Genomic DNA, 25,381 nt, shown 5'->3' with positions numbered 1-25,381 from the left:
CCATACTTTACTTATCATGAAGTGTGTTGCCGTTTCAGAATAATTTTTGAAAACACCAACGTGTATCAGTGAAATATCAGCATGAATCGATGGAGTATAAAAATATTTATACTCATGGTTAGAATAGAATTGACAGACATTAGGTAATTAATATGCAAAACCCGCACATTCTGATTGTTGAAGATGAAGCCGTTACAAGAAACACACTTAGAAGTATTTTTGAAGCAGAAGGATATGTGGTCTCTGAAGCCAATGATGGCGCTGAAATGCATAAAGCTATGCAAGACAATAAAGTTAACTTGGTCGTTATGGATATTAACCTACCAGGTAAAAACGGACTTTTATTAGCTCGTGAGCTTCGTGAAATAAATAACATTGGCCTTATTTTTCTAACGGGCCGCGATAACGAAGTAGACAAGATCCTTGGACTTGAAATCGGTGCAGATGATTACATCACTAAACCATTCAACCCTCGTGAACTGACTATTCGTGCTCGCAACCTACTAACACGAGTGAACAGCACTGGTGTTGAGTCTGAAGAGAAAAGCGCAGTTGAGTTCTACCGTTTTAACGGTTGGAGCTTAGAAATAAACAGCCGTTCTCTTGTTAGCCCACAGGGCGAGTCATACAAGCTGCCACGTAGTGAATTCCGCGCTATGCTGCATTTTGTAGAAAACCCAGGCAAGATCCTTAGCCGTGCTGACTTACTAATGAAGATGACTGGTCGTGAGCTTAAGCCACATGACCGTACTGTTGACGTAACGATTCGTCGCATCCGTAAGCACTTCGAAAGCTTGCCAGATACGCCAGAAATCATCGCTACGATCCATGGTGAAGGCTACCGTTTTTGTGGTAACTTAGAAGACTAATTCGATAATCGAATGAAATAAAAGCCAGTCAATTGACTGGCTTTTTTGTTTCTATAATCTGAATTCATCAATAGTAAAAGTAGCCTTATAAAAAACAACTTTAAGCTTAATTAAACCTTAAAAACATTCTCTACCCAGTTAAATTCCGCTAGCAGATAAACTTGATTTGTCAAATATGATGGTCATTATTCTATATATATTTAGGAGTACTCTTCCGCTCTGCCTTTAAATTTTCAGAATAAATAATCTTCTTATTAACGATATTTAATCTTCAGTTAATCAAATATAGGCTGAAAGTCATAAAAAGCACCTCCAGACCTATTTTGAAAATACCGATTTTACTATTTGAGTTCGCGCTCTAAAAAGTCAGCTAAAGAACGATATAAGTGCACTCTGACTTTCTCACCACGCATAGAGTGTTTTGAACCAGGGTAATCAATCATCTGGAATAACTTGCCTTCATCTTGCAAGGCTTTATAAACTCGAGTGCTGTTTTCAAATAGAACATTGTCATCTGCCATACCATGGTACATCAGCAATCCAGACTGGTAGCCTTTAACATAGGGCAATACACTGCTGGCCTCATAACCTTTAGCATTCGTGTCAGGATGGCTCAGATAACGCTCAGTGTAATGAGTGTCATATAGCGACCAATCAGACACCGGCGCACCTGAAATAGCGGCCTTGAAGTAATCAGGCGCTTTAAACAAGCTCATTAATGCCATATAACCGCCATAGCTATGACCGTAGATAGCAATATTGTCGCCATCAACAAAAGGCAAACTGCGGAGATAATCTACCCCAACCTTTTGATCGTTCACCTCAGCCTCACCCAACTGCTTATAGATGACATACTCAAACTTAGTGCCACGATGGGCAGAACCACGGTTATCCAGTTGATAAACGATAAAGCCCTGCTGCAGTAGATGCTGAGTAAAATAATCCTGATGACTCCAGCTGTTTGTCACCAGTTGAGCATGTGGGCCGCCGTAAACACGTACCACCACCGGATATTTTTTGCTGGCATCAAAATGCGTCGGTTTAAACATTCTATATTGTAATGCTTGACCATCTTCAGCGGTTAACTCACCAAACTCAGGTACCTGCCATAGACCAAAGTAATCGTAGAGCGGATGCCCTGATTTCACTTCGTTTTGCTCCACCCACGCTAATCGCTTGCCAGAATTGTTATGCAAACTCACCTGAGGTGGTTGTGATAAGCTGCTGAAATAGTCCAAGTAGACCGCTTGATTGTCAGCAAACACCGTTGAGTGCATACCAGAACGAGTGCTGATTGGCTCCACCTTGCCACCCGCAATAGCGACGCGGTATAACTGCTTCTCTGTCACTTTAGTTTGGCGGCCAGTAAAGTAAACTTGACCGGCTGTTTCATCGATGAACTCAACTCCATCTACTGCCCACTCGCCCTTGGTGAGCTGACGAATAACTTTGCCATCAAGTCCAATCAAGTAGAGGTGGTTAAAGCCATCACGCTCAGATCCCCAGATAAAGGCTTTTTGTTGCTTTAAAAAGTGCAGGTCATCATTGAGATTAATCCACGCTTGGCTGCGCTCTTGAACTAGGTTTTTATTACGCTTGATATCATCAATGTTGACCACTCTTAGATCGAGCGCTTGCTGATCACGAGTTTGCCATTGGTATGACAACTGCTTGCTATCTGGTAACCACTTAACCCGCGGAAGATAGATATCAGTCTCTTTGCCCAAATCGACCCAAGCGACCTTTTTGTCATTAAGTGAAACGACACCCAAGTCAATTTTAACGTTATTCTTGCCTGCATAGGGGTAACGCTGTTCAGTCAGCTTAATGCCATCGGCATAGATCTCGTTGCGCGTTACCTGCTCAACGCCAGACTCGTCGATGCGGGTATAAGCAATCGACGATTCATCCGGTGACCACCAATAGCCCGTCATGCGGCCCATCTCTTCTTGAGCCACAAATTCAGCCATGGCATTTTTGATTGCACCACCGCCATCGGTTGTTAGCGCTGTGACTTTCTCGCTCTTGAGGTCAAGCACATACAAGTTTTGCTCACGCACAAAAGAGACTAAATTGCCCTTAGGAGACAGCCTCGCATCAGTTGCAAAGCCCTCACCGGTGTTAAGCAATTTGACTTGATTACTATCAACAGAAAAATAATACAGTTGCCCAGATGCTGGTATAAGGATAGCTTGACTATCGTCTGCCCAGAAATACTCCATGATCCCTTGGCCATAGATACGTTGACGCTCACGGCGCGCCTTCTCTTCATCTGATAATTCGCCAGCAACAAGCTTATCCGCATCAAGCAGAAGGCTCTGCTTGCCGCTGGCCACATCCATCTGCCACAGGTCATAAAAATGTTGGTCATCTTTCCGACCCGCTAAATAGGTCACTCTCTTACCGTCCGGCGATAACTTAAGCCCGCGAGGACTGGTCCCTGCAAGTGCAGGGGACGCGTACATACGTTCGATAGTGAGCGGTTTGTCGCCACCCGTTAATGCTGAAGATTGTGCAACTGCCGTCGATGCCATCACCATGGGGAGAGTAGCAAGCAGCAAGTTCATCCAATTTTTTTTCATTATTATTCCTTGGATAACGTGCGAAAGAGGCACGTTTTGACTGAAATTTCGACTACATTGTGCCTCAATCATAACTAAAACAAAAACAATGCAGACAATATGCACTGGCGGGCGTGCTTTACAGCTGAAAAAACTGCCGTTCTCAGGTATCATCGCCAGCAATTATAAGTTTAAAACCTCAATTCCCGACCTCTAACTCAATTTAGTGCTATTAAATTGTCATAGGAAACAACATGCAGACTCTGGCTGAAAACCTGACATCGCAAGCGATTTCTCCCGCTCTTGAAAAACTGATCCTGACCCTAGCTGAAACCTCAATCGAGATCAGCCACGCCGTTCGCCACGGTGCTTTAGCAGGCATTCTGGGCGCTACAGAGCAAGAGAACGTTCAAGGTGAAACCCAAAAGAAACTGGATATCATCACCAATGATATGCTCAAAGATGCGCTAAAAGCTGACGGTACAGTACGTGGAATCGCGTCTGAAGAGGAAGATTATGTCGTTGATGCAGATGCTAACGGTGAGTTTCTAGTCTGTTTTGACCCACTTGATGGTTCGTCAAACATCGATATCAACTCATTAGTTGGCACCATCTTCTCGGTACTACCTGCACCAGCGGGTGAGTTTTCAGAAAAGAGCTTCCTGCAAGCAGGCCGCAACCAAGTCGCTGCCGGTTATGTGCTTTACGGCCCATCAACCATGTTGGCATTGACCACTGGCAAGGGCGTGCAGCTGTTTACCCTAAACCCAGACACTAACGAGTACCTGTTAACAGATGCAGCCATGAGCATCAGCAAAGATACGGCTGAGTTTGCGATTAATATGTCAAACCAGCGTTTCTGGGAAGCACCAATGCAGACCTATATTAGCGACCTGCTGCTGGGTACTATTGGACCGCGTGAGAAAGCCTTTAACATGCGCTGGATTGCGGCCATGGTCGGCGATGTTCACCGCGTACTTTGTCGCGGCGGAATTTTTACTTATCCGACTGATAACAAGAACCCAAACAAACCATACAAACTGCGCTTGATGTACGAAGCTAATCCAATGTCGTTCCTTGTAGAACAAGCAGGTGGTAAGGCTTCTACGGGTTATGAAACCATCATGGATATTCAGCCTACAGAGATCCATCAACGTGTCGCTGTGATCTTAGGTTCAGCCAACGAAGTTGATGCTTGCCTTGAGTATCACACTCAAGATTACAGCGAAGAGCCAACGATCTAAGATGCTAAGAGCTAGGTTCTAGGTTCTAGGAGCTAGGTTCTAGGTTCTAGGTTCTAGGTTCTAGAAGGTAGAAAGAGCAAAGACGGAACAGCCGGTAAAATCTGAGACGGAAAGTTCATAGAAGGTTCTAGGAAGAGCAAAGACGATACAGCCTGTAAAGTCTGAGACGGAAAGGATCTAGGCTTAAGAATTAGCAGACTCTAAAAGAAAAAGCGCAGTTCCTTTTTGGGAATTGCGCTTTTTTTGTGACTTTAATTTGGAAAAACTAAATTCTGCATACTCATAAATTACCTTTAAGCAAAGGTGGTTCTAATGACCTGCGGTGGTGCTGGACAGGATGTCCGAATGTCGTGATCACATGATCGATGATGTTCCCGACATCATCATGACATTTCCCATATTCCTATGGGTCAGATGTGAACGAACGACCGCATGTGCTGACACTGTAGAGGCTCGCCGCAAGCACGTCTAACCTCTAAGGACGGAGGAAATGCCAACTTCTGTATGGAACAGAATTGGTCTTGTGGGCTCAACGAAAACATCCCTTTCCCAGCGAGGTAGCCTAAGTGCGGATTAGATCGCGTATGGGGTAACTCAATCTCAAAAAAGGTAATATCTGAACTTATATACATTGGCCAGCTAATTTGAACAGTGGATCGATAAATCATTATCTCGCTCTCAGTGGCATTGAGAAAATCCGTTAATGTAAGTTAGGTTCGAGATGATTCCAATGAACTACAAATCAGCGACAATGGCCCATCCATCATTTCGGTTTTGATCAAACTCGCATCATGGCAACAACTGATGGAGAACACGAAACCGTGTAAGTAATCAGCCAGCAAATCTAGACCGTCTTTTTCCACTTTTTCGTGTAGACCTAAAAGAGCAATAATGGTTTTATAGCGCTCAGTAAAGACTTGGGCTGGGCCGTGTGATGTCATGCTCAGCATGGTTTGTAATAGCCCGTTGTAATCGCGTAACAATTCAATATAGCTGACACATAAACACTTTAACTCGCCTTGCCAGTTCAAACTTTCTTGAGGCTGATAGATCTCCTCCACAAGCGATGTTGTTAGCGCTTCTAGCAACGCATTCTTATTTTTGAAATAGTGATAGATCGACATAGGATCCACGTTTAATTGTGTAGCTAATGAACGAACACTTGGGACTTTTCCGCTGTTCATCATCAAACACTTAGCCGTTTCTAGGATGCTCTCAGCACTTAACTGCGACAGCTTCCCTGCTGGTCGTCCACGTTTCTTTTCATTGACAGCCATTTGCTCTTCCCGATAAACTTAACTTTATTCTACACTGTAGGATAAAGTTTAAACCATATTTTAGCTTGACTCAACCACGACCAATTTTATGAGGTACTCATGGCAAATATCGTATTTATTGCGACCAGTCTGGACGGTTACATTGCAGATAAACAAGGTAAACTCGACTGGCTACATTTGGTACCAAATCCAGACAATGTCGATACTGGCTTCTTCGCTTTAATGAATCGAATTGACTGTTTAATAATGGGACGTAATACCCTAGATGTGGTACTTAGTTTTGACTGTGATTGGCCTTACACAAAGCCAGTGTTCGTGTTAAGCAGCACTATGACAAAAGTGCCGCAAGGCTATGAAGACAAAGTATTCTTAGTCAAAGGGGAATTGAAAGACATAATCACCGAGCTCAATTCCAAGGGGTACAATGATCTTTACATCGACGGTGGTGTGACGATTCAAAACTTCCTCAAAGAAGATCTGATCGATGAAATGGTGATCACTCGATTCCCTATTTTACTTGGCGGCGGCGCACCTTTGTTTGGTGAACTAAAACAGCCATTGAACTTCAAAGTCACCAAGAATGAAGTGGTACTAGAAACCTTGGTTCAAACCACTTACGTGCGAGATAAATAATCTCGATTTCTGTATCTAAAAACACCCTTCATAAAAAAGTGGTTTCAGTAACCTGCGATGGTGCTGAACAGGAGTCTAAATGTCGTGATCACATGGTCGATGATGTTTCCAACATCATCATGACATTTCCCATATCCCTATGGGTCAGATGTGAATGAACAACAGTATGTGCAGACACTGCTGAGACTCACCACTGGCACCTCTGACCTTCCAAGGACGGAGGAAATGCCAACTTCTGTATGGAACAGAATTGGCCTTGTGGGCTCAACGAAAACGTCTGAGCGCCATAGACGGAGGGAATGCCAAATTATGTCTGGAACATAATTGGCCTGTCTTCGAAGTCATCTGCCGCATCCACACTGGTTTCGAAAAGCGCAAACTCTCGGCACTTGAGTTTTCAATTTAAGACTAAGAAGTTAGTTAAATAGTTAATCTATAGCTGACAAGTAACACCCATCTTCCCCGTTGGAAATTTTGCTGTTTAAATTTCGCCGGGGCGCTGAGGGATTGTCAAGGGGCGCAAGCGCTTTGCCCCTTGGCTCGGCTGTGGGCGAAGCACCACGACTTTGACCTCTCTTAAAGGCCAGACGCAGCTTGATAAACCGAATAGCCGACCAACAAACTTTGGGACAAAGGTGAGTTGCTTTAAGCAAAAGTGGTTCCAATTGCCTGCGGCAGGCGTATGTGCAGACACAGCTGAGACTCGCCGCGAGCACGTCCTTGTGGGCTCAACGAAAACATCCCTTTTTCGAAGGCCTCAGCCGCATTTACACTGGGTTGGAAAAGCACAATCATTCGGCTTATTAGTTTTCAATTTAAGAATATAAAAGTCACCGTTACACAAACCAACAGAAAATACCCATTCCCCATCGTATCTGCAGAATGCAGATACAAAAAAGCCCCCATCCATAAGACGAGGGCTTTCAGATTAACGCGTTTAGTTTACAACAAGCTAAGCGTTATTTTTAGCAGGCTATTTCTTCGTAGAGTACTTAGCTGCGTTTTCACCTGCCATTCTACCGAAGGTGACGATATCAGAGATAGCGTTACCACCTAAACGGTTAGCACCATGAACACCACCAGTCACTTCACCTGCACCATATAGACCAGGGATAACTTGCTTCTTAGCATTTAAAATCTCTGACTTAGAATCAATCATCACGCCGCCCATAGTGTGGTGAACACCAGGAGTTACTTCGATTGCGTAGTAGTTACCTTCATTCAATGCACGAGGTAGGTTTGGACGCGCAAAGTCAGCATCCTTTCCAGCTGTCACAAGCGTGTTGTAACGAGCCACGGTTTCAGTCAGTGCTTTACCATCGATATTCTCTAGTTTGCCCAACTTAACCAGTGAATCAGCAGTCGGTGCAACACCTAAACCAATATACTTATCAATTTTGCTTAGTGACTTACGTACTGAATCATCAAAGATTAAGTAAGCAGTTTTACCTGTTTGTTCAAGAATAGCGGCTGCCGCTTTATCACGTGTAGTGATTTCGTTGACGAAACGCTTACCTTCACGGTTGACTAAAATAGCACCATTACCACGTACCGCTTCAGTCACCATTACCCCACCTTTAACAGATAACGTTGGGTGAGCTTGGATGTATTGTAGATCTTGCATGGCAGCACCTGCGTTAGCAGCAACATCTAGACCGTCACCAGTCGCACCTGGTTGGTTAGTTGATACGAAGCCTTTTAACTTAGGATCAAGCTTAGCAACACGTTCATTGTTCTTACCAAAACCACCTGTTGCAAGTACAACGGCATCGGCTTTAATCCAGTAGTAACCTTTATACATGCCTTTAACGAGAAGGCCTTTAACATTGCCTTGATCATCTTTTAGGATTTCAATACCACGGGTGTTCATACGCATATCGATATCACGCTTAACTGCGTTATCATAAAGCACCTGAATCACGTGAGCACCAACACCCGCGCCGCCAGTTGGACGATGGCTACGGTTAACTGATGCGCCACCCATACGGCCGATATCGGTAAGATCAGCGCCCATAGTGGTTAACCAATCAACTGACCCTTTAGAGTTAGATGCGAGTACATCAACAAGTGCTGGATTGTTTAAGTTACGTCCGCCCTTCATGGTGTCTTTCACCATAGACTCAACGCTGTCTTCAATACCTTTGGCTTTTTGCTGATCAGTCCAAGCCGCATTCATGCCGCCCGCTGCTAACTTAGCATTACCACCAATTAAAGGTTCTTTCTCAACCAGAATCACTTTAGCGCCGTTATCATGTGCAGAGACAGCTGCAGAGAAACCTGCACCACCTGAACCAATCACTACAACGTTAACTGTGTCTTGTGGAGCGGCAGCAAGGGCTGCTTGACGATCTGACTTGTCTTTCAACAACTCTTTAATGCTCGGCTCGTCACGCTGCCATTTTTTAGTGTACGGCATATCAAAATCGAAGCTATGGCAAGAATCACAGTAAACCATCGATTTTTCATGTGCACTGTGACAAGAGGTACAAGCGATTTCGCCAGGGAAGTGAGATGCGTGTGCATTGTAGTGCTCATGCTCAGTTTCTTTAGCGACCTCTTCCAAGGTTCCGTGACAAGAAACACACTGCTCGTTTTCATAGCTCAAGTTGTCGTTAGATAACTCACCATCGGGCATATGACAGCTATCGCACTCTTGGTTTTCACCGTGGAACTCAGCTAAATCGTCTGCTGCCATCGCGCTTGTCATAAAGCCCGCAGAGCCTAGAAGTGTTGCAATACACACTGCTTTCTTAAAGTTTTTCATCTCAAATCCTCACTTTTACCCGACTGATTCACAGTGAACAAAAGTCATCACAGTAATTTCGACAATCAAAGGTGTTGTCGTTAATTTTTAATTCATCGCCATTTTGAGGCTGAAATTAGCGCTGCTCAATCGAATAACGTTTACAGGTGAATAAACTGAACACTCGATCACAGCGTGTAAAATGCGCCATGCAAAGATGCATAATTGCATGGGGTGTTATGCAAAAATGCATAGGCCTGTGTTATCCCGCTCACACTTAAACGCTGCCACGACATCTATGTTTCTACTTAAGCGTGCAAACATAAATATGTGTCTAAATAGTCACCTAACTTTTATAGCAAGCGGAGTTAGCCCTTAAACCCTAACCTGGTACAGCTATGTAAAATCGAGAATCTCAGCACAGTTAAGCTGTATAAGCGCATGCTAAGATTGGCCTATGAAAATATTTGTAAACTTATTTTGCGCCTTCAGCCTGGTTACTTTCCCTCTCATTGCGCAGTCTGCTGCCGCCCAAGAAAAGCAAAGTATTGTCTTTGGCGTTCACTCAAAAACAGCGCCCCTTGAGTGGCGCAATAATGGCGTCGACCAAGGTTTCAACCTCGAGCTGATGGATAGGATTGGCCAACTTACGGCTAAACGCATTGTTGTTCGGCGTAAGACATTTCAACAGCTACTGGTCGATGTACATAATCCCGAGTCACTAATCGATGTGATTGCCGTGGTTAGCCCAGTAACGATTGATCGCGACCTCAGCCAGTCCGATCCCATCTATGCCACCCATGCAAAAGCCTATACCTTGCAAGGAAAATCATTCATTAATGGCTGGCACGATCTAAAAGATAAACGCGTAGCTATTAAAAAAGGTGCCTTTGTCGATGTTTACATCTCAGGAAAGCTACAAAATTTTAAAAGAGTCGATGTTGATCTTTATGAAACAGGTTTTCAGCTATTGATCAAAGGTCAAGTCGATGTGGTGATTGCCGAAAACTTTGTCGCTAGGCGATTAATGCCTTTATATCCTCCGGTCCGTAGTTCAAGTGATCCACTGATATATGGCGCGTTTAATTTTGTCAGCAACCACCACAATGCTGCGCTTATGGATCAGGTAAACGATGCATTAAGGCAGCTAAAGCTGTCAGGGGAGTACGACCGTCTGGTCAACAAGTGGTTTGGTACTGGCCGCGAAAAAGTGGATCTCAACTCCGCTCAGAAAAGAATGCTATCACTGGCGATTTTAGTCAGCCTTATTTCGGCGCTAGGTATGCTGCTTACGGGTTACGTCAGCCTTAGCCTGCGCAAACGCACTAAATCACTAAACCTCGAACTGGCTCAGCGCAAGAAAGCCGAAGCAGCTATATCCAACCTATCTAAGCAGTTCCAATCGGTACTGGATGGTATTCCCCATGGGGTCACTCTGTTTAACCGAGAGGGTGAGTGCTTGTGGAGTAACGATAATAATCAGTTACTAAGTAATCCAGACTTTCACTATGCAGGCGGTCAACCTTTTGCACTTTACCCCATTTTGATAGAAGCGCTCGATACTGATAAATCGACCATCGCAGATATGATGATTGAGAAACAGTATTGGCAATTGCAACTGCACCCAATCGGCGATGATCAAGCGGTTATTTTGCTAGAGGAAACCACCGAGCAACAACGGTTGCGTCAAGCCAATGACGAAGCCAGCCGACTTGCCTCATTAGGCGAATTGTCTGCTGGTATCGCTCATGAAATTAATAATCCCACTGGTATTATCATCCACTCGATTGCCTTTATTAATGATTCGCTTGCCGATCTTTCCATTGCCGCTGCTAACTATCAACAACAGAATCCATTTTGGAATGTGGCTGGACTTGAGCCGACATCAGCCATGACAGAGCTCAATTTGAGCAGTCAGTCTATTCTTGAAGGTGCCGAGCGAATAAGCCGAATTGTGAATGATTTAAAGCGTTACGCACTGCCAACACTCACTGATGGATATCAAGCCATCGCCCTTAATGAAGTGGTGTTGGTTTCTCTGCGTTTAACTGCCAACCAAATAAAAGTGCTCAATGTGGCAACCGAGCTACACCAACCAAGTCCAATGATCAAAGGTGACGCTCAGCAGCTAAACCAAGTACTGATTAACTTGATTCAAAATGCCTGCCATGCCATTGAATTAGACGCTGAAACCTATGATCAAGATCAGCATATCTTGATCAAAACCAGCGTAGAGCAGCAGTTTGCTTGCCTTACAGTGATTGATAAAGGCCAGGGGATGGACAGAGCGACACTGCAAAGAATTACAGAGCCATTCTTCACTACCAGACGTTCCAGCGGCGGTAGTGGTCTAGGCCTATCCGTGTGCAGCCGCATTATCAAAGAACATAAAGCCGATATGCAGATTGAATCGCGCATTGGTCAAGGTACGGTCATCACCCTGCGCTTTCCATTGGAGTCTTAAACGTGAAACTTGCCAGAAATATCCTACTTGTCGACGACGAAGCATCTTGGTTACGTACCTTAGCCATTACACTCAATCGGTTAGTACCCGAAGCAAAAATTGATACCTGTGTCGATAGCAGACAAGTGATGAACCGTCTTGAGGTGAGCGACTACGCCTTGGTGTTACTCGATCTGACCATGCCATTTCACTCCGGTGAAGAGCTGTTAGATATGATCCGCAACGCGTTCCCTAAAACACGGGTGATTATTGTCACCGGGGTTAATGAAGTCGATACCGCAGTGCGCTGCATCAAACATGGTGCTTACGATTACTTTATTAAAACCGATAACGTTGATGATCTGGCCAGAACCGTGCGCCGCGCACTCGAGGTGGTCGGTCTTGAGCGTAACTACCTAAGGATCAAAGAGAGCTTTCTCAGCAAAACCCTAAGTCAGCCTGAAGTATTCAATAATATTCTGACCTGCGAGCCGGCTTTGCTAGATCAGTTCCGATATTTTGAAGCCGTCGCACCAAGTCCAGAACCGATCCTCATTCAAGGCGAGAGCGGTACTGGTAAAGATGAGTTCGCCAAATCAGGTCATCTACTGTGCTGCCCAGACGCACCATTTATCAACGTAAATTTGGCAGGGATCAGTACTTCGGCCTTTGAACTGCAGCTATTTGGACAAATTAACACATTAGACAATGGCCAAGTCAGCGCGCAAGCGGGCGTGTTACACCAGGTGCAATCAGGCTTGCTTTATTTAAATGAGATTGGTGATCTGCCTATCGAAGCGCAAGCAAAGCTGGTGGATGTGATTGAGCATAAACAATATTATCCCATTGGCAGTGATAAGGCTTACCCGGTATTGTGTAAAATCATCACCTCAACCCAGCATGATCTACTCGCATTAAGCAAAGCGGGTAAGTTTCGAAACGATCTTTTATATCGCCTGCGCTCGCACACCATCAAGCTGCCGCCACTAAGGCAGCGCAGACTCGACCTGTTCATGTTGATTAATCACTTCATCACCTTAGCCGCTGAAGAGATGAACCTGTCTAGGCCACAACAACCTAGCACTCTTGCCTCGCAGTTAGCCGAATATGAATTTCCTGGAAACTTACACGAACTAAAAGGGATGGTGTTTGATGCTGTCAGCAGAAGCGATGGTATTCAGCTCAACATCACCCCTTTTGTAGAGGCGATAAACTTAAGCAAGGCCGCTCCAGATGATAAGGGGCAGCTGGCCTTCCCAAAGGAGCTACCCACACTGGCGCAGATGGGCGATGCACTGATTAATGAAGCGATGAGCCGCACTGCCAATAGCCAAACCGCGGCAGCTAGAATGCTCGGCATTAGCCAAAGTGCGTTAAGTCGACGGCTTAGAAACGAAAAATAACTAGGCAGAGATCTTTGAATAATAAAGAATACAAAGATCTCCTTTTAGACTAATGTAGATTAACCGCTCTCGTGGCCAAGACTGTATTGTTTAGGTCTCTGATCTCTAATATTAGTTTGCTATCGAACTGCACAGTACTATCTATTGTATGGCGAATATTCCAATTTTCTGAGTTATGGTTTCCCCAAATAAATACACTGTCTAACACTTCAACATTTCCATCTACATCTTGTTTGAGCCAACGACCTATCAGGGCAACATTCTGATCTTCATATTCAAAATCAACGTCAAACGTTGATCCTAACTCCAAACTCCCCATGCCATTAAAAACATTCACGTCATCATCCAAAATACTATATTGACCACTGCGGGAATCATACTCGATCTCCCCAAATTTCACCTCATCTAGTTCGATCTGGACTGGAGATGCCTTATATTCTGATTCTATTACGCCTTGTAACAGTGCAAGTTCTTGTGGAGTAAAATGCCCATTTGCATATACATCACCTAATGTTCTTCGTAGCGTTTTACGAGACTCATCAGTCACCTCATTAGTTTTTTTCTGCTGCGGCGTGAGATCTGATAAGGTTAATAATTTACTGCAACGCTTTATATCTTTTAATGGTTCAGCGGCTAAGCAATAGACCCGCCCCATTCTCACTAAAGACTGGTAATCATGACCAGCTTCTGCAGCAGCGGTGAAGTAATTAAGGGACTTTTGCCAACTCTTATCCACTACGGTTCCCTGTTCATACTCCGCCCCCAGCCAGTATGCAGCCTTGCTAAATCCGGCCTTGCTTGATTTGTCGGCCCAACTTATAGCCTCTTGTATAAGCTCATTACCTTCTTCAAAGTTCTGAAGTGACAAATCATTATCATTTCCTTCAACAGTGCTAGAATCTAATTCAACCCCAGCATATACTTCTGATTCCATAAGTAATTTTTTACCATCAATCATAAGCTGCTTTGCCAAATTATATGCAGATCGCCCATCCCCCATACTAGCAGCTTCGCGATAAAGTCTATTAGCCAATACAGAGTTGTTGTCCACTTTATTATCAAATTCATAGCCATCTGCGAGTAAAGCCATATCCTTTGCCAGCTTCCTAGTTAATTTCTCATCAACTCCCTTAACTTGATGATAGTCCGCCAACCTGAGTGTACGGCGCAGATAATCAGCTATATAAGCAATCTCATGACGCTGCCAATACCAAGAAGAATGCCCGTGTTGAGTATTTTTGTAGTAAAGAGTTTCGACCTGTTTGCCTTTTTGCTTCAATACGTACTCCATGCGTTTAGAATGCTCAAAGTCAGCAATACGATCCCCTCGCCCAGCAATCAATAACACAGGAACCTTAATGCCATCAGCCAAATACACGGGCGAGTAATCGACTAACCTCTGATTAAACTCCCCAACAACCTCCGAAACTAACCGCCTATACTCTGCTAATACTTTGACATTATTGCCGTTAAACAATAATGGTAGGTCGTAGACACCATAGCTGCCTACAACACAGTGATATTCAGACGGGTGCTTGATGGCTAGCATTAGTGATGAATAGCCACCATAACTAGCTCCAATAGCGCAAGTTTTCTCAAACTCGTATTGTTGCTTCACCGAGTTAACTACCGCCGTGATATCTTGCTCGATCGCCTTACCAAACTCGCCCTTTCCACTGTTAAGGAATTCTTTTCCATAACCTTTAGATCCTCGAAAATTCACTCTTAAAACAGTAAAGCCTCGACTTGTGAAATACTGAACGTCAGGGTTAAAGTAACTAAAATCCCTGACGCCAATAGGGCCACCATGGGGCATAACAAGCAACACACCATTATTGATCTCTGTAGAGGGTTGGGTTAAATATGCCTCAATCTCAACACCGGAAGGCCCCTTTACTTTCATTACCTCTGTGCCTCTTAGCTCGAAGTTCAACAATTCAGGATAAAGCTCTGTCAGCAATTCAGCATTATTAGCTATCTTGTCATAAAGGTAGTACGACCCTGGATCATTTGAGGAAAAAGAAAACACTATGCTATGCTCTCCATCGCTAGCATAAGCGGTTGTTATTGCTTTATTCCCATTAAAAGAAATGTTTAGTGACTTTGCTTTATTACTTAGTTCTAGATCAAAAAATTGGCTCCTGCTATGCCCATCTTCAACATAGCTAACAAATTTAATCGCCCCACCATCATCCGATAAGTCTGCATTTATTAAGTCGTATTTGGGGTGTTCGTATAACAACTGACCTATTTTTTGTGTTTTGATATTAAACTCATAGAGCGCGACCTTGTCGCTATTTTGATTGCTGAGCACTGCAAGTGTCTCATCATCCATAAAACCTATCGGCACTAAACTGGTATCGAGGTCATTCCATTCAATTAACAATTTCCAACGCCGCTCACTTAACGCTCGATAGCGTACTTTTGCAGTGTTCTTTTCTAGATCAACAATATAAGCAAACAAACTGTTATTAATCGAATCAAAGGTATAACTAACAACATCTTTTAGTTTCTTTTCAACAGAAAACGTTTGTCTAAACTCTAAATTTCTCAACTGTTCCAGCGTCATTTTATAGAGTCGAAGACTCGGTTTATCGTCATATTTATGTTTCGCATATAAAATGTGTAACGGGTCACTAGGCAACACATCGACGATATCACCACGCTCAGGCAGAGGAAATAGTCGAGATTGTGGTTTTCCATCCTTCTGCAACATGGTCAGCAACACCTTGTGACCCTGTCCTTTTGAAGTGAAGTGAATATAGATATTTTCATTATCTATCCAAGTGTAATTTAATAATCGCTCGCTTGGGGAAAGGGTTAAAACATCACGGTATGATCTCTTATCTAGGCTAAACAATGATAACCGTGTCTCCCCGTCTTCTGCAGTCAATGCTGAAATAAAGCGGCTATCAGGAGAGAAAGTGACTTGAGACATGGCCGGAGCACGAAATAATTCAGCTCCGGGGATCGGTTTTGCTTGGCTAAAAGGGCTCAATGACAAAATAATCAAAGCTAAGACGGCTCTCATAATACGCCTCCCTCAGCCTTAGACAGCGTTTCAGCATACTCAAGAAAGTTATCTTCTCCAGGCCCTGAATAGCGAACTTTTCTTGAGCTAAGGATATTGGGAAACTCTTTCTCTAGAAACATCAATGCCGATGTAGAGCGGTTCTCTAATAAGACCTGTGCTGACGATACATACCAGAAACCAGAGGTTTCTATATATAGATCACCTATATAGCTCACTTGATCCGCTTTTACTTCAAAATCCCAGTAACCCTCTTCAAGTTCCATATATATGCGGCGGCCGAATCTAATATCATCAATTTGATATTTTCCTGCAGGCACATCAACCAAAATATAGTTGGAGCCCGGTTGTAGATCTTTATCGGTCAACATCAAGCTTTTATTGCCACCAATTAATAATTGATGTAATCCACGATTAGTATCAATACCGATCAATAGATAACCATTATTCTCAGCAAGCTTTTTGTCTACATCTTTTGATATACCTTCAATTTTCTGGGCACAACCAGAAAACAGCGTACCCATAAATATTAGCCCTAGACTTAAGAGTAACTTCATTAAATTCCCTTTATTATCAAGCGAAAAATTTGTTTTTTTCGACCAACCCTACCGAGTCAAGATACACGCTAACAACAGAAAATCAACAACCCAGCAACAGGATTGGTAGAGAGCAGTCTAATAAAGCGCTTTATCCTAATTTCCCCCTATAATCACTATAAAAGACTCCGCTGCTAACAAGTGAAACACAAAAAAAGCCCGCCTTAAAAGGCGGGCTTTAATTAAAAAATCTAGCATAATTTCTACATTTTAGGTTATGCGGTGACTAGCTTAGCCTCCGCACGCTTTTCTGTTTCATCAACAATGGTTAGCACTGCTGCATCGCCAACCACATTGCATGATGTCAGAACCATATCGATTAAGCGGTCTAGCGCTGCAACGATAGCAAATGCTTCAACAGGCAGACCCATCTGATGGATAAGCACGCCAATCATCACCATTCCGCCGCCTGGTACACCACCAGCACCCACTGACAGTAAGAAGATGCTAAACAGTAATGCAGGGATTTGATCCATACCGATTGGCGCGCCGAATGCGTTAGCAACAAAGAAAATGGCAATAGTGATGTAAATAGATACGCCGCCCATGTTCATCGTTGCACCGAGCGGTACACCAAAACCCGCGACAGCGCGATTAACGCCTAGCTTCTCGGTTAAGGTACGCATGGTCACTGGAATCGTCGCGTTCGAACTCGCTGTAGAGAGTGAGAACAAGATCTGCTCACGTGTCTTTTCGCGGAACTCTTTAGCAGATACAGGGGTAAACATACTAACTGCAAATGGATAAACAACGAAAATCCATAGCAAGAGTAAGCTTAAAATCACTACTAGGTATTCAAGTACACTACCAAATATTGCAGCCTCGAGCGTTGCACCAAGTTTTAGCATCAGTGCGAATACACCAATGGGTGCCAACTGCATGACCACGCTTATTAGCCTCATCATGATTTTGTTAGCGACCTGAAAACCGCTCACTGCACTTTTAGCCGTTTCGCCAAGCGATTTAATAACACCACCGAGCAGTAGTGCCATAAAGATAACTTGCAACATGTTGCCAGAGGTAAAGGCTGCAACAGGGTTATTAGGCACGATGCCTACAATGAGTTGCACTAAATTTGGCAGCTCAGTCGCGACAATATCTACACCGCCATTGCTCGACATATCAACGCCTTTACCTGGCGCCAATAGCAAGGCTACGGACAGCGCGGCAAAAATAGCCACTAAGGTGTTGATGATATAAAAGCCGAAAGTTTTTCCGCCTAAGCGACCAAAGCTGTTGAGATCTTTAAGCTCGCACACACCACATACAATAGAAACGAAAACCAATGGTACTACTAACATCATGATCATATTGACGAACATGGTGCCAGCGCCAGAAGCTATATCGACAACTGTGCCAGTAAAAAAGCTAATATCAGCGAGGAAGTATTGAATAATCGATCCGAGGATCAGACCGGTAAACAGACCAATAAAGATCCGAGTTGAAAGTGATTTAGTCATTAACTTGCCTTATATTCGACATGTCTTATCGCATGTCTTCTATTGCCTTCAATGATGACGTCTTACGACTAAGCGCCTATTTATGGCAGGGATAGTGAAACATGCTGGCAATAATTTCAATCAAAAACAGCGAATAAATTTACCTAACAAATTTACAACCAACACCCAACGCCAGCCTAAGCAACTGTTAAATATAATAAAAGGTAAAATACAAAGCAAGTTCCAAATGGTCAACTTTTACACGACCAACATAGGGGTAACATCAAAAAAACAATCACGCAAAAAAAAGGTAGCGCATTCACCTAGCAAAGCAATCATCGCTAGATGATTCAACCACAAAGGAAGTCGACGTAAAAATAATAAACCGTATAATATCGAGAGCTAGTGTTATCTAAACCGAAACTGGCGAATCTTTACCCTTAACAATCTCTGGGATGAACTCTCAGAGGAAGGTTAAAAGCGAGCAGATGTTGCTGTTTAATACTAACTCGTTCGTCGATGATAAACTGCTGCAGTGCTTGCCAATCATCCTTATGCTTTTGCATATATTTGGCTTGCTTATGCTGTACATCATAGTCTTCACTTGAGTTAGATGTAGTTAATATCGATGATAATGCTTGAATTTCAGGAGCCAAAATTAGAGTGACTTTCGGCATAGTTAGCGCAATTTGAATGCCTGCGGGGTCGATATCAACAAAAGCAACCACGTTAATTTCACTAGGTATACGTTCAAGCAAGCTATTTAACCCTTTTGCCACTCCATTGTGACCTCTGTACACCACTAAAGCGTACTTTAGTGCTACTCCAACCACGAACTGATGCCAAGAATCGAATGCATCAAGGTTTTCCACAATAACAATGTGAGTAATCGTTTGAACGTCTGACTGCAGTAACTTGATGATGTTGTCTAACGGCACTCTAAGAGCGCACTCAACAGCAATCTCAGGGTAAAAAGGCTGAGGCTTAATAAGCACGTATTGCTCATCAGGTCTGATAGTCGCTAGCTTTTCAAAGCGATTGTGCTTTGCAATCTCGCTGCGGGTGCCCTCAAAAGAGGTCTTTAATAATTCACATCCAAAGTAAGCTGTAGACATCTGATTAAGCTGATGTCGTTGCGCTACGCTAAACAACAAAATCTTTTCTGACTCATCAGGGCTGCCGACCTCTAGCTCGGCATAGATTTTCTGCCAATTGCCGCTAAAGCGCACCTTGGCACTGCGCTTTTCCAGCACAGTGCGAATTAAATTTGCATGGATCTTAGTTAAGCGAGCCACAGCTCAACATCGCGAATGACGAAGTTCCCGCTATACACAGGATCGGGCTCCCCTATTGCTTCAAGTTCGAAATATTGCCGATGCTCTTCCGGTAGCCCTTCATAACCGCATATGACTTGATACAGCCAGCTTTCTCGATCCCAACCCAGCGCTTGCTCATCAAGGTACTCTAATGCCGACTGACTCTTGCCCGAATCGATCACCGCGCAAAAGTAGGCATCAACCGCTAACTTGAGTGGATTATCAGGAATATCGAAATCCTCAACTTGGCTTAGGGATACCGATATATCTTGCTCTGCGGTGATTTGCCCGCCGTTAAGCCTATCGATCCGCTTAATATTGGAGACGATTTCAAACAGCTCTGGCTCATATAAAGTGCTATGTACATCGACAGATGCTGGAGCCAGTAGCGCTTCAGCACAGTTAAATAGCGTCGGTACATGTTTATGACTAACATGGTCGCTCGGGCTATAGTCAGGGTGAAGGTCAGTATACAACAGCCAACCTTTAAGCAGACGCGTACGGCCACGAATTTGACGGAAGCGACCTAACAGCTCAAGCAAGCGTCCCTGCACCACACTGAGTTCTTGAGTGCAGTCGCTCAACGTGTCTTGCAGGGTCGTGACCAGCAATTTTCTCAGTTCGCGAATATCGCCAGCTAACTCACCCAACTCGCTAAACTGGAACATCTCCAAGCCATTGAGTAACTCAGTGACCTGCTGCTGTGCCAGTTCATTCTCGCGAATTTTGGCATTAATAGTACCGACATATCCAAACTCGTTATTGATGCGGCTCCAGAGCACACGAATCGAATAACGTAGTCCATCGGCGAAGCTATAAACATGTTCACTTAAGTCAGCTAGATACGCCTCAGAGGCGGCATAATCAATGTTATGACGTGCTTCCTTATAGTGAGCCGCTAAGGTTTTAATGCTGGCAAGAGAACTACCCACATTAGAATCAATCTGGCGATTACGCTCATCGCTCAACGCCTCTTCAAGCAAGGCACGAACTGAACGCTTTAGCCTTAGCTCTTGCTCTGCTTCTGGGCGCCACAAAATATCACTTTTACGCAGTTTCTCTATGGCGGCGGCATTGGTTTCATCTTCAGATACTGAGCCTGACAGATAAACATCCATCACCAGTTCTGCATGTCGGCCAAGCTGTTTAAGCAGCTTTACCCCTGCTTGGTGTATGTTGCTGCTCATAGTAAACCAAACCCCTTTTGTGTGGCGATTTCGGCTTGTGCTTCTAAACTCAGCCCTTCGACCTCATACACCCCATCGATGACAACTAAATCACGATAATGAGCTGATGTTCTATCCACTGGATATAGGATGCTATTCATCATCAAACCAAATCTCTCTGGGTCGCAGTTTCGGCTTGAGCTTCTAAACTCAACCCTTCGGTCTCATCGATAAAGCGTATCACCTCATAAAGATAATCCAGCTTACCAGTGGCGATAAAGATCTGCTTTTCCGCATTAGGCTTGGTTAAGTACCCCAACTCCACTAAACGTTTAAAGACCAATTTTATCTGGGCATCAACATTGCTACTGGTTGAGCCAAAAAGACGGTAGTGGCTAATTTTAGCTAGCTGTTCCCGAAACGCGGGGGTGTCTTCAATACGAGTTTGTAATTCAGTGAGTCGCACCGCAGCGCCTTCAGACAAGGGAGCGTCTTGGCTACTGCCCTCTTGTACTAACACCAGCCATTCAACCAGTGGGATTAGCGAGTTACAGATATCTTTAAACTGCGACGAAATCACTTTACGTTCGTTATCACCGAGCTGCTGATAACCGCAAAAGAAAACTTCACCTTCACCCGCCGATCCAACGGTGCGATTAATCTGATTTAAATAGGCCTCGACTCGCTCGCAGGTATCTGGATTTTTCAGCGCTCGCCAGCCATCTTCATCGGTCGTGCGGCAAATAAACTGACCTTTCAATAAACGCTCAATTAGCGCACTGGTACCCACTAAGGTGGTCTCGGTATCTTGGCTCATTACACGGCCTCCTGAGTACGTCGCTTGTTAAGCTTTTCGGCGATAGGGTTAATTTGTGGTTTAACAACCTGCAATTTTTTAGTCTGTTTATTGATGATGTAACGATTAGCAAACAAGCTAAGCACTTCAGATTCGGGGTTGGGGAACGCGCCTAACACTGAAATATTGTTGTTTTCGCAGGCATCAAATATCTTCTTCACGTTAGCGTGATGCAGGGTACCCAGTTCATCAATAGGCCAATGAATCGTCACCTCGGCACGGCCACGTAAAAGACGTGTAAACGCCAACAAGAACTTACATAAAATGAGGTAAGCCATACCGTGGCTCGATGATTCATTCAGCTGCCTATCGGTACGGATAATAAGGTCGCTATTGCCCTCTTTAAGGCGCAGTTCAATTTCAAGCAGCTTGGAGATCCCACCCGATAATGCCGCGCGGCCAATAATGTCGATAGCACGACGCATACTGTTGGTGTAATCCTCACCAGGGAGCTCGCTAAAGCCATCGGCCTTCCACTGACGGAACGCTTTAACAAATGCTTCCAGTTCAGGCCAAAACTCAAGCTCGCTAATACGCGAGCGGATCTTAACCGCAGACTCAGAGACGCCATCGAGGAACAGTTCCTCGCCAACTTCGCGAGTGATGCGCGCGCTTTGTGTGGCAATACGGCGGTCAATGTCGGCAAGTACATCGTAGAATGCGCTTAGGTCGACACCGAAAATACGCCCTTGCTCTCGCAGTGCCATCATAGATTGCGGCACCATCACATTGAGCAGTTGCTCCAGTTGCGGTACCAATTTACGGTAATCCAGAATCCGAATGCCTTTGTCGTTTACAAAGCTCGACTCTTCCCGTGCTCGCTCCCATGTTTCCGACAAGCTAGAACCAGACTTACTGGCGATAACAGAGTCAAAGTGCTCTACGTATTGCTTCACTGAGCCCAGTAATGAGTCACGCTTTAATAGCTGTTCTTCACCTTGACGTAAGCGCTCACTGAGGCCACCCATGGCATCTTCGTTATTGGCCGGCAGTTTTAATTCAGCTAACTTACGCATCACACTGCGCAGCTTGGTTAAATTCTCCGAGGCTTCAACCTGGACCGAATCAGAACGCTTACGCTCAGTGTCGAGCTCGCCACGCTGGGTCTTAACCTCATTTGATTTTGACTTAAGCTGCTGCTCTAACCCTAACGTCGCTTGCTTAACAGTACTGAGCTCAGTTTGCAGTTTAGGTTTGCGTTTCAGCCAGGTATGCTGATACCAATCGTCATAGCGCAGCACTTCACTGCGGCGTTGGTCTGCTTTACTGATATTAGATTCTAAGGTGCGGATCTCGGTTTTAAGCGCTACAATTTTCGCTTCATCAATACCGCGAGATTTAAGCTCATCTTTATACCACTGCTCACAGGCTTTCTGTTCACTCTTAGCATGCTCACGGCGATTTTGAATATTGGCTTTTACCTGACCTAATTGATTATCAAGCGCGCCAACGACCTCTTGCCAGTACGCATTTTTCTCCATACGTGCTTCTAGCGCTTGCTCTTTTTGCTGCTCTAACCACTCTTGTTGCTGCTGTTTTAACTGCTTTAACTCAGTATCCAGTCGCGCCAACTGCTTTTGAGAAGCTGATTTACGTTCATTCAACGCAAGATTAATTTTCTCTTGTTCGGCACGTTTATCATCAAACAAACGACGCAGGTCATCGCGGCTATTCTTATAGGCAGTGCGCGCAAAAGTAAGTTCGCGAGTCATCGCATCGAGCTCAGCATTGACGGCAACAAGATGCCCTTCTGCTGCGGTTTGTAACTCTTGAGCACTTACCAACACTTCTTCGGCGTTAGCAAGTTTTATCCGCAGCTCTTGCTCTGATGCTGCGTACTCGGGTGCATCGATCGCTTTAAGATCTAACGCGATGCCATAAAGAGCCTCTAAGTTTTCACCGCTAATGGCTGGGTGCAGATCGCTACGGTGCAATAGATCGGAATTGATCACCTTACCGAGGGTATTCTCCCAACCGTTAGCTTCTTTGCGTAAAAATTCCAACAAGGTGTGTGACTGCGGGTAGAGTATATGCTGCAGTTCTTCAAGCTCGCTTTGACGCTCAGTGACTCGAATACCGGCTACACGTAAGCTTTCATTGGCTTGATCACGTTTAGCGCGCAGCTTACGCTCTTCAGTGGAAAAACGATCAACCTTGGCATTGCAGGCTTCTTGATCTTCATCGGCACGAGTAATTCGCTCATCAAACACAGTTAAAGCCAGCTTTTCCTCTGCCGAGTAAGTTACATTATCAACCCGAACTTTTAGCTCTGCCGCTGACAATTTCAATTGATAAGCTTGCTCGCTAAATTTGGCTTGCCCTTTATCGGTTGCATCGCGCCATTGGCCCTCTAATGCAGCTAACTCAGTTCGGCCCTGTTCTCGCTGTTTATCACGAGATTCTCTTAAGCTGTCTTGCTCTTGATGCAAGTTTTCTAGCTCACGGTTTAGCCCCTCGCCAATTTTACTGCGGCGAGCGTTATAAGCCGCTTCAATATCTTGGTGTTTTTCTGTTTGTAGTTTATGCCGTTCCGATAAGTTTTCCAGCGTGCCACGCCAGCTTGGTAGCTGCTCAAGATCGAGCTTAGCCTGTTCGATTTCAGCATTTTGAAAAGAGGCGTGTTGATCTTCAATTGAATCGAGCTCTTGTTCGCACTTAGCCACATCACCTTTGGCGGCAGACAGATCGAGGTTAAGCTCATCACGCTGCTCTTTCCACTGTTCATCCAACTCTCGTAACTTAGCATTGAGTGCTTTAGACAGGTCCTGGTGATGCTCTTGCCTTTCAACTTCGTCTGTTTCATCTTTACTATAACCGCGACGCAGGCTGGCGAGTCGCTGCTCAGTACTGAGCAGCTGGTCAAACTCCTGTTCCAGTTTTTCAAATTCAGGTCGAATAATCTCAAACCCCTGAATTAATTGGCTCTCCTTTATCCAGGATTCAACATGCTGCGGATTAATGCGTGAGCTAGGTGGGTTAACACCGTCTTCCTCTAAGATGGCAGCAATCATCGATTTGATCGTCTCCATCTTACCCTCTTTCGAGTGCACCGCTTTAGCAAGCTTTTCAATATGGCGTAACGAATGCTCCGCCTCACACAAGGAGAACTGACGTGCGTAATGACGCAGTTCAGTACGGTTACTACCGGTGCTCAATAACGCTCTGTCGTTCTGAATAATAGCCCTAAACTCACGAGTGTTGAGCAAGTTGGTGACAGCAACGCCTGCGCGCTTCATCTCGCGGCCGAGTTCGGCCATGGTAAAGCACTGAATATTATCGCCATGCTGGGTCTTGACGTAATCATCTAGCTCAAAAGATTTAGCAATAAAACGATAATTAACCCCTTTGCCATCACCTGCCGATGCCAATACAGCCTGACATGCGAGCCCGTCTGACTTGATATATTCATAGATGATAAAGCTCGATTCGTGTGGCAAATACCAACGCTCAAAGCTATCACGCGTAGACGGGACGACCCGACTTGGATACTCACCATAGAACACCGGCACTAAACGCTGCAGCGTGGTTTTTCCTGATGCGTTAGTGCCGCAGATGTTGGTGTGACCATTAAGCGCAAGCTCGACGACGCCTGGCAGATGGGTATCAATAAGTACGATGCGATTTAAGCTTGGCATTACATTCCTTAATCCAAACGCTACCCAGTACAAGATAAAGTACCAAGCAAATACAGGCGACTACAGTGGTCAAGCCCGCATATAAAAGAGGTGAAAAATTTAAATTTATGCCACTAAATTAAAGGAAAGCAGCGCTTTTGGCAATCATGCTTAGGCGGCTATTTTGCTG

At 44.5% G+C, this 25,381-nt stretch carries 16 protein-coding genes; 5 read left to right on the top strand and 11 right to left on the bottom strand.

Annotation, left to right across the window (positions count from 1 at the left end; all coding sequences use genetic code 11):
* Positions 1-152: 152 nt before the first annotated feature.
* Positions 153-869 (top strand): two-component system response regulator ArcA, encoded by a 717-nt coding sequence (gene arcA, locus JK628_RS03765; RefSeq protein ID WP_202287942.1) that lies wholly within the window; start codon positions 153-155, stop codon positions 867-869.
* Positions 870-1,210: 341 nt separating this feature from the next.
* Here the strand turns inward: arcA and JK628_RS03760 are convergent, their stop codons facing one another.
* Positions 1,211-3,451: a S9 family peptidase gene (locus JK628_RS03760; RefSeq protein ID WP_202287941.1), complete on the bottom strand. Its 2,241-nt coding sequence runs from the start codon at positions 3,449-3,451 to the stop codon at positions 1,211-1,213.
* 233 nt (positions 3,452-3,684) lie between these two features.
* Here JK628_RS03760 and JK628_RS03755 point away from each other — a divergent pair, with 233 nt between their 5' ends.
* Entirely contained in the window at positions 3,685-4,674 is a 990-nt protein-coding gene (locus tag JK628_RS03755) for a class 1 fructose-bisphosphatase (protein ID WP_202287940.1), read from the top strand.
* Between the two features lie 710 nt (positions 4,675-5,384).
* Here JK628_RS03755 and JK628_RS03750 read toward each other — a convergent pair.
* Positions 5,385-5,951 (bottom strand): TetR/AcrR family transcriptional regulator, encoded by a 567-nt coding sequence (locus JK628_RS03750; RefSeq protein ID WP_202287939.1) that lies wholly within the window; start codon positions 5,949-5,951, stop codon positions 5,385-5,387.
* Positions 5,952-6,050: 99 nt separating this feature from the next.
* Here JK628_RS03750 and JK628_RS03745 point away from each other — a divergent pair, with 99 nt between their 5' ends.
* Positions 6,051-6,584 carry a dihydrofolate reductase family protein gene (locus JK628_RS03745; RefSeq protein ID WP_202287938.1) on the top strand — a complete coding sequence of 178 codons (534 nt, stop codon included), beginning with the start codon at positions 6,051-6,053 and terminating at the stop codon, positions 6,582-6,584.
* 973 nt (positions 6,585-7,557) lie between these two features.
* Here the strand turns inward: JK628_RS03745 and JK628_RS03740 are convergent.
* Positions 7,558-9,348 carry a flavocytochrome c gene (locus JK628_RS03740; protein ID WP_202287937.1) on the bottom strand — a complete coding sequence of 597 codons (1,791 nt, stop codon included), beginning with the start codon at positions 9,346-9,348 and terminating at the stop codon, positions 7,558-7,560.
* Positions 9,349-9,784: 436 nt separating this feature from the next.
* Between JK628_RS03740 and JK628_RS03735 the strand changes: the two genes are divergently transcribed.
* Together JK628_RS03735 and JK628_RS03730 are read left to right on the top strand one after the other, a co-directional pair.
* Complete coding sequence (locus JK628_RS03735; protein WP_202287936.1) at positions 9,785-11,791, top strand: ATP-binding protein; 2,007 nt, start codon at positions 9,785-9,787, stop codon at positions 11,789-11,791.
* A gap of 2 nt (positions 11,792-11,793) precedes the next feature.
* Complete coding sequence (locus JK628_RS03730; RefSeq protein ID WP_202287935.1) at positions 11,794-13,173, top strand: sigma-54-dependent transcriptional regulator; 1,380 nt, start codon at positions 11,794-11,796, stop codon at positions 13,171-13,173.
* A gap of 49 nt (positions 13,174-13,222) precedes the next feature.
* On the opposite strand, the gene JK628_RS03725 is transcribed toward JK628_RS03730, so the two are convergent.
* The 8 genes from JK628_RS03725 to JK628_RS03690 all read right to left on the bottom strand — a co-directional run bounded on the left by JK628_RS03725 (position 13,223) and on the right by JK628_RS03690 (position 25,212).
* Positions 13,223-16,033: a prolyl oligopeptidase family serine peptidase gene (locus JK628_RS03725; RefSeq protein WP_202287934.1), complete on the bottom strand. Its 2,811-nt coding sequence runs from the start codon at positions 16,031-16,033 to the stop codon at positions 13,223-13,225.
* 167 nt (positions 16,034-16,200) lie between these two features.
* Positions 16,201-16,761, bottom strand: a complete 561-nt coding sequence (locus tag JK628_RS03720; protein WP_202287933.1) for a hypothetical protein — start codon at positions 16,759-16,761, stop codon at positions 16,201-16,203.
* A 254-nt stretch (positions 16,762-17,015) separates the two neighbouring features.
* Positions 17,016-18,260 carry a dicarboxylate/amino acid:cation symporter gene (locus JK628_RS03715; RefSeq protein WP_202287932.1) on the bottom strand — a complete coding sequence of 415 codons (1,245 nt, stop codon included), beginning with the start codon at positions 18,258-18,260 and terminating at the stop codon, positions 17,016-17,018.
* 419 nt (positions 18,261-18,679) lie between these two features.
* The gene (locus tag JK628_RS03710; protein ID WP_202287931.1) at positions 18,680-19,534 is read right to left on the bottom strand and encodes a DUF7281 domain-containing protein; all 855 of its coding nucleotides are present in this window, start codon (positions 19,532-19,534) and stop codon (positions 18,680-18,682) included.
* On the bottom strand, positions 19,522-20,742 hold the full coding sequence (locus JK628_RS03705) for a phosphoenolpyruvate carboxylase (RefSeq protein WP_202287930.1): 1,221 nt from the start codon (positions 20,740-20,742) through the stop codon (positions 19,522-19,524). The genes JK628_RS03710 and JK628_RS03705 overlap by 13 nt, the downstream gene beginning before the upstream one ends.
* Entirely contained in the window at positions 20,739-20,885 is a 147-nt protein-coding gene (locus JK628_RS03700; RefSeq protein ID WP_202287929.1) for a hypothetical protein, read from the bottom strand. The genes JK628_RS03705 and JK628_RS03700 overlap by 4 nt, the downstream gene beginning before the upstream one ends.
* Entirely contained in the window at positions 20,885-21,538 is a 654-nt protein-coding gene (locus tag JK628_RS03695; protein ID WP_202287928.1) for a condensin complex protein MksE, read from the bottom strand. The genes JK628_RS03700 and JK628_RS03695 overlap by 1 nt, the downstream gene beginning before the upstream one ends.
* Complete coding sequence (locus JK628_RS03690) at positions 21,538-25,212, bottom strand: ATP-binding protein (protein WP_202287927.1); 3,675 nt, start codon at positions 25,210-25,212, stop codon at positions 21,538-21,540. Before JK628_RS03690 ends, JK628_RS03695 begins: the two co-directional genes overlap by 1 nt.
* Positions 25,213-25,381: the final 169 nt, after the last annotated feature.

Source organism: Shewanella sp. KX20019, from assembly GCF_016757755.1.
In the GTDB taxonomy this organism is placed as follows: domain Bacteria; phylum Pseudomonadota; class Gammaproteobacteria; order Enterobacterales; family Shewanellaceae; genus Shewanella.
The sequence above is the reverse complement of the archived record's forward strand: the minus strand, read 5'-3'. Positions and strand labels throughout refer to the sequence as shown.

What these genes read in the sequence shown, in the direction of transcription:
- arcA (WP_202287942.1), top strand. Translation starts at nt 153, where the DNA reads ATGCAAAACCCGCACATTCTGATTGTTGAAGATGAAGCCGTTACAAGA.
- JK628_RS03760 (WP_202287941.1), bottom strand. Translation starts at nt 3,451, where the DNA reads ATGAAAAAAAATTGGATGAACTTGCTGCTTGCTACTCTCCCCATGGTG.
- JK628_RS03755 (WP_202287940.1), top strand. Translation starts at nt 3,685, where the DNA reads ATGCAGACTCTGGCTGAAAACCTGACATCGCAAGCGATTTCTCCCGCT.
- JK628_RS03750 (WP_202287939.1), bottom strand. Translation starts at nt 5,951, where the DNA reads ATGGCTGTCAATGAAAAGAAACGTGGACGACCAGCAGGGAAGCTGTCG.
- JK628_RS03745 (WP_202287938.1), top strand. Translation starts at nt 6,051, where the DNA reads ATGGCAAATATCGTATTTATTGCGACCAGTCTGGACGGTTACATTGCA.
- JK628_RS03740 (WP_202287937.1), bottom strand. Translation starts at nt 9,348, where the DNA reads ATGAAAAACTTTAAGAAAGCAGTGTGTATTGCAACACTTCTAGGCTCT.
- JK628_RS03735 (WP_202287936.1), top strand. Translation starts at nt 9,785, where the DNA reads ATGAAAATATTTGTAAACTTATTTTGCGCCTTCAGCCTGGTTACTTTC.
- JK628_RS03720 (WP_202287933.1), bottom strand. Translation starts at nt 16,761, where the DNA reads ATGAAGTTACTCTTAAGTCTAGGGCTAATATTTATGGGTACGCTGTTT.
- JK628_RS03715 (WP_202287932.1), bottom strand. Translation starts at nt 18,260, where the DNA reads ATGACTAAATCACTTTCAACTCGGATCTTTATTGGTCTGTTTACCGGT.
- JK628_RS03705 (WP_202287930.1), bottom strand. Translation starts at nt 20,742, where the DNA reads ATGAGCAGCAACATACACCAAGCAGGGGTAAAGCTGCTTAAACAGCTT.
- JK628_RS03700 (WP_202287929.1), bottom strand. Translation starts at nt 20,885, where the DNA reads ATGATGAATAGCATCCTATATCCAGTGGATAGAACATCAGCTCATTAT.
- JK628_RS03695 (WP_202287928.1), bottom strand. Translation starts at nt 21,538, where the DNA reads ATGAGCCAAGATACCGAGACCACCTTAGTGGGTACCAGTGCGCTAATT.
- JK628_RS03690 (WP_202287927.1), bottom strand. Translation starts at nt 25,212, where the DNA reads ATGCCAAGCTTAAATCGCATCGTACTTATTGATACCCATCTGCCAGGC.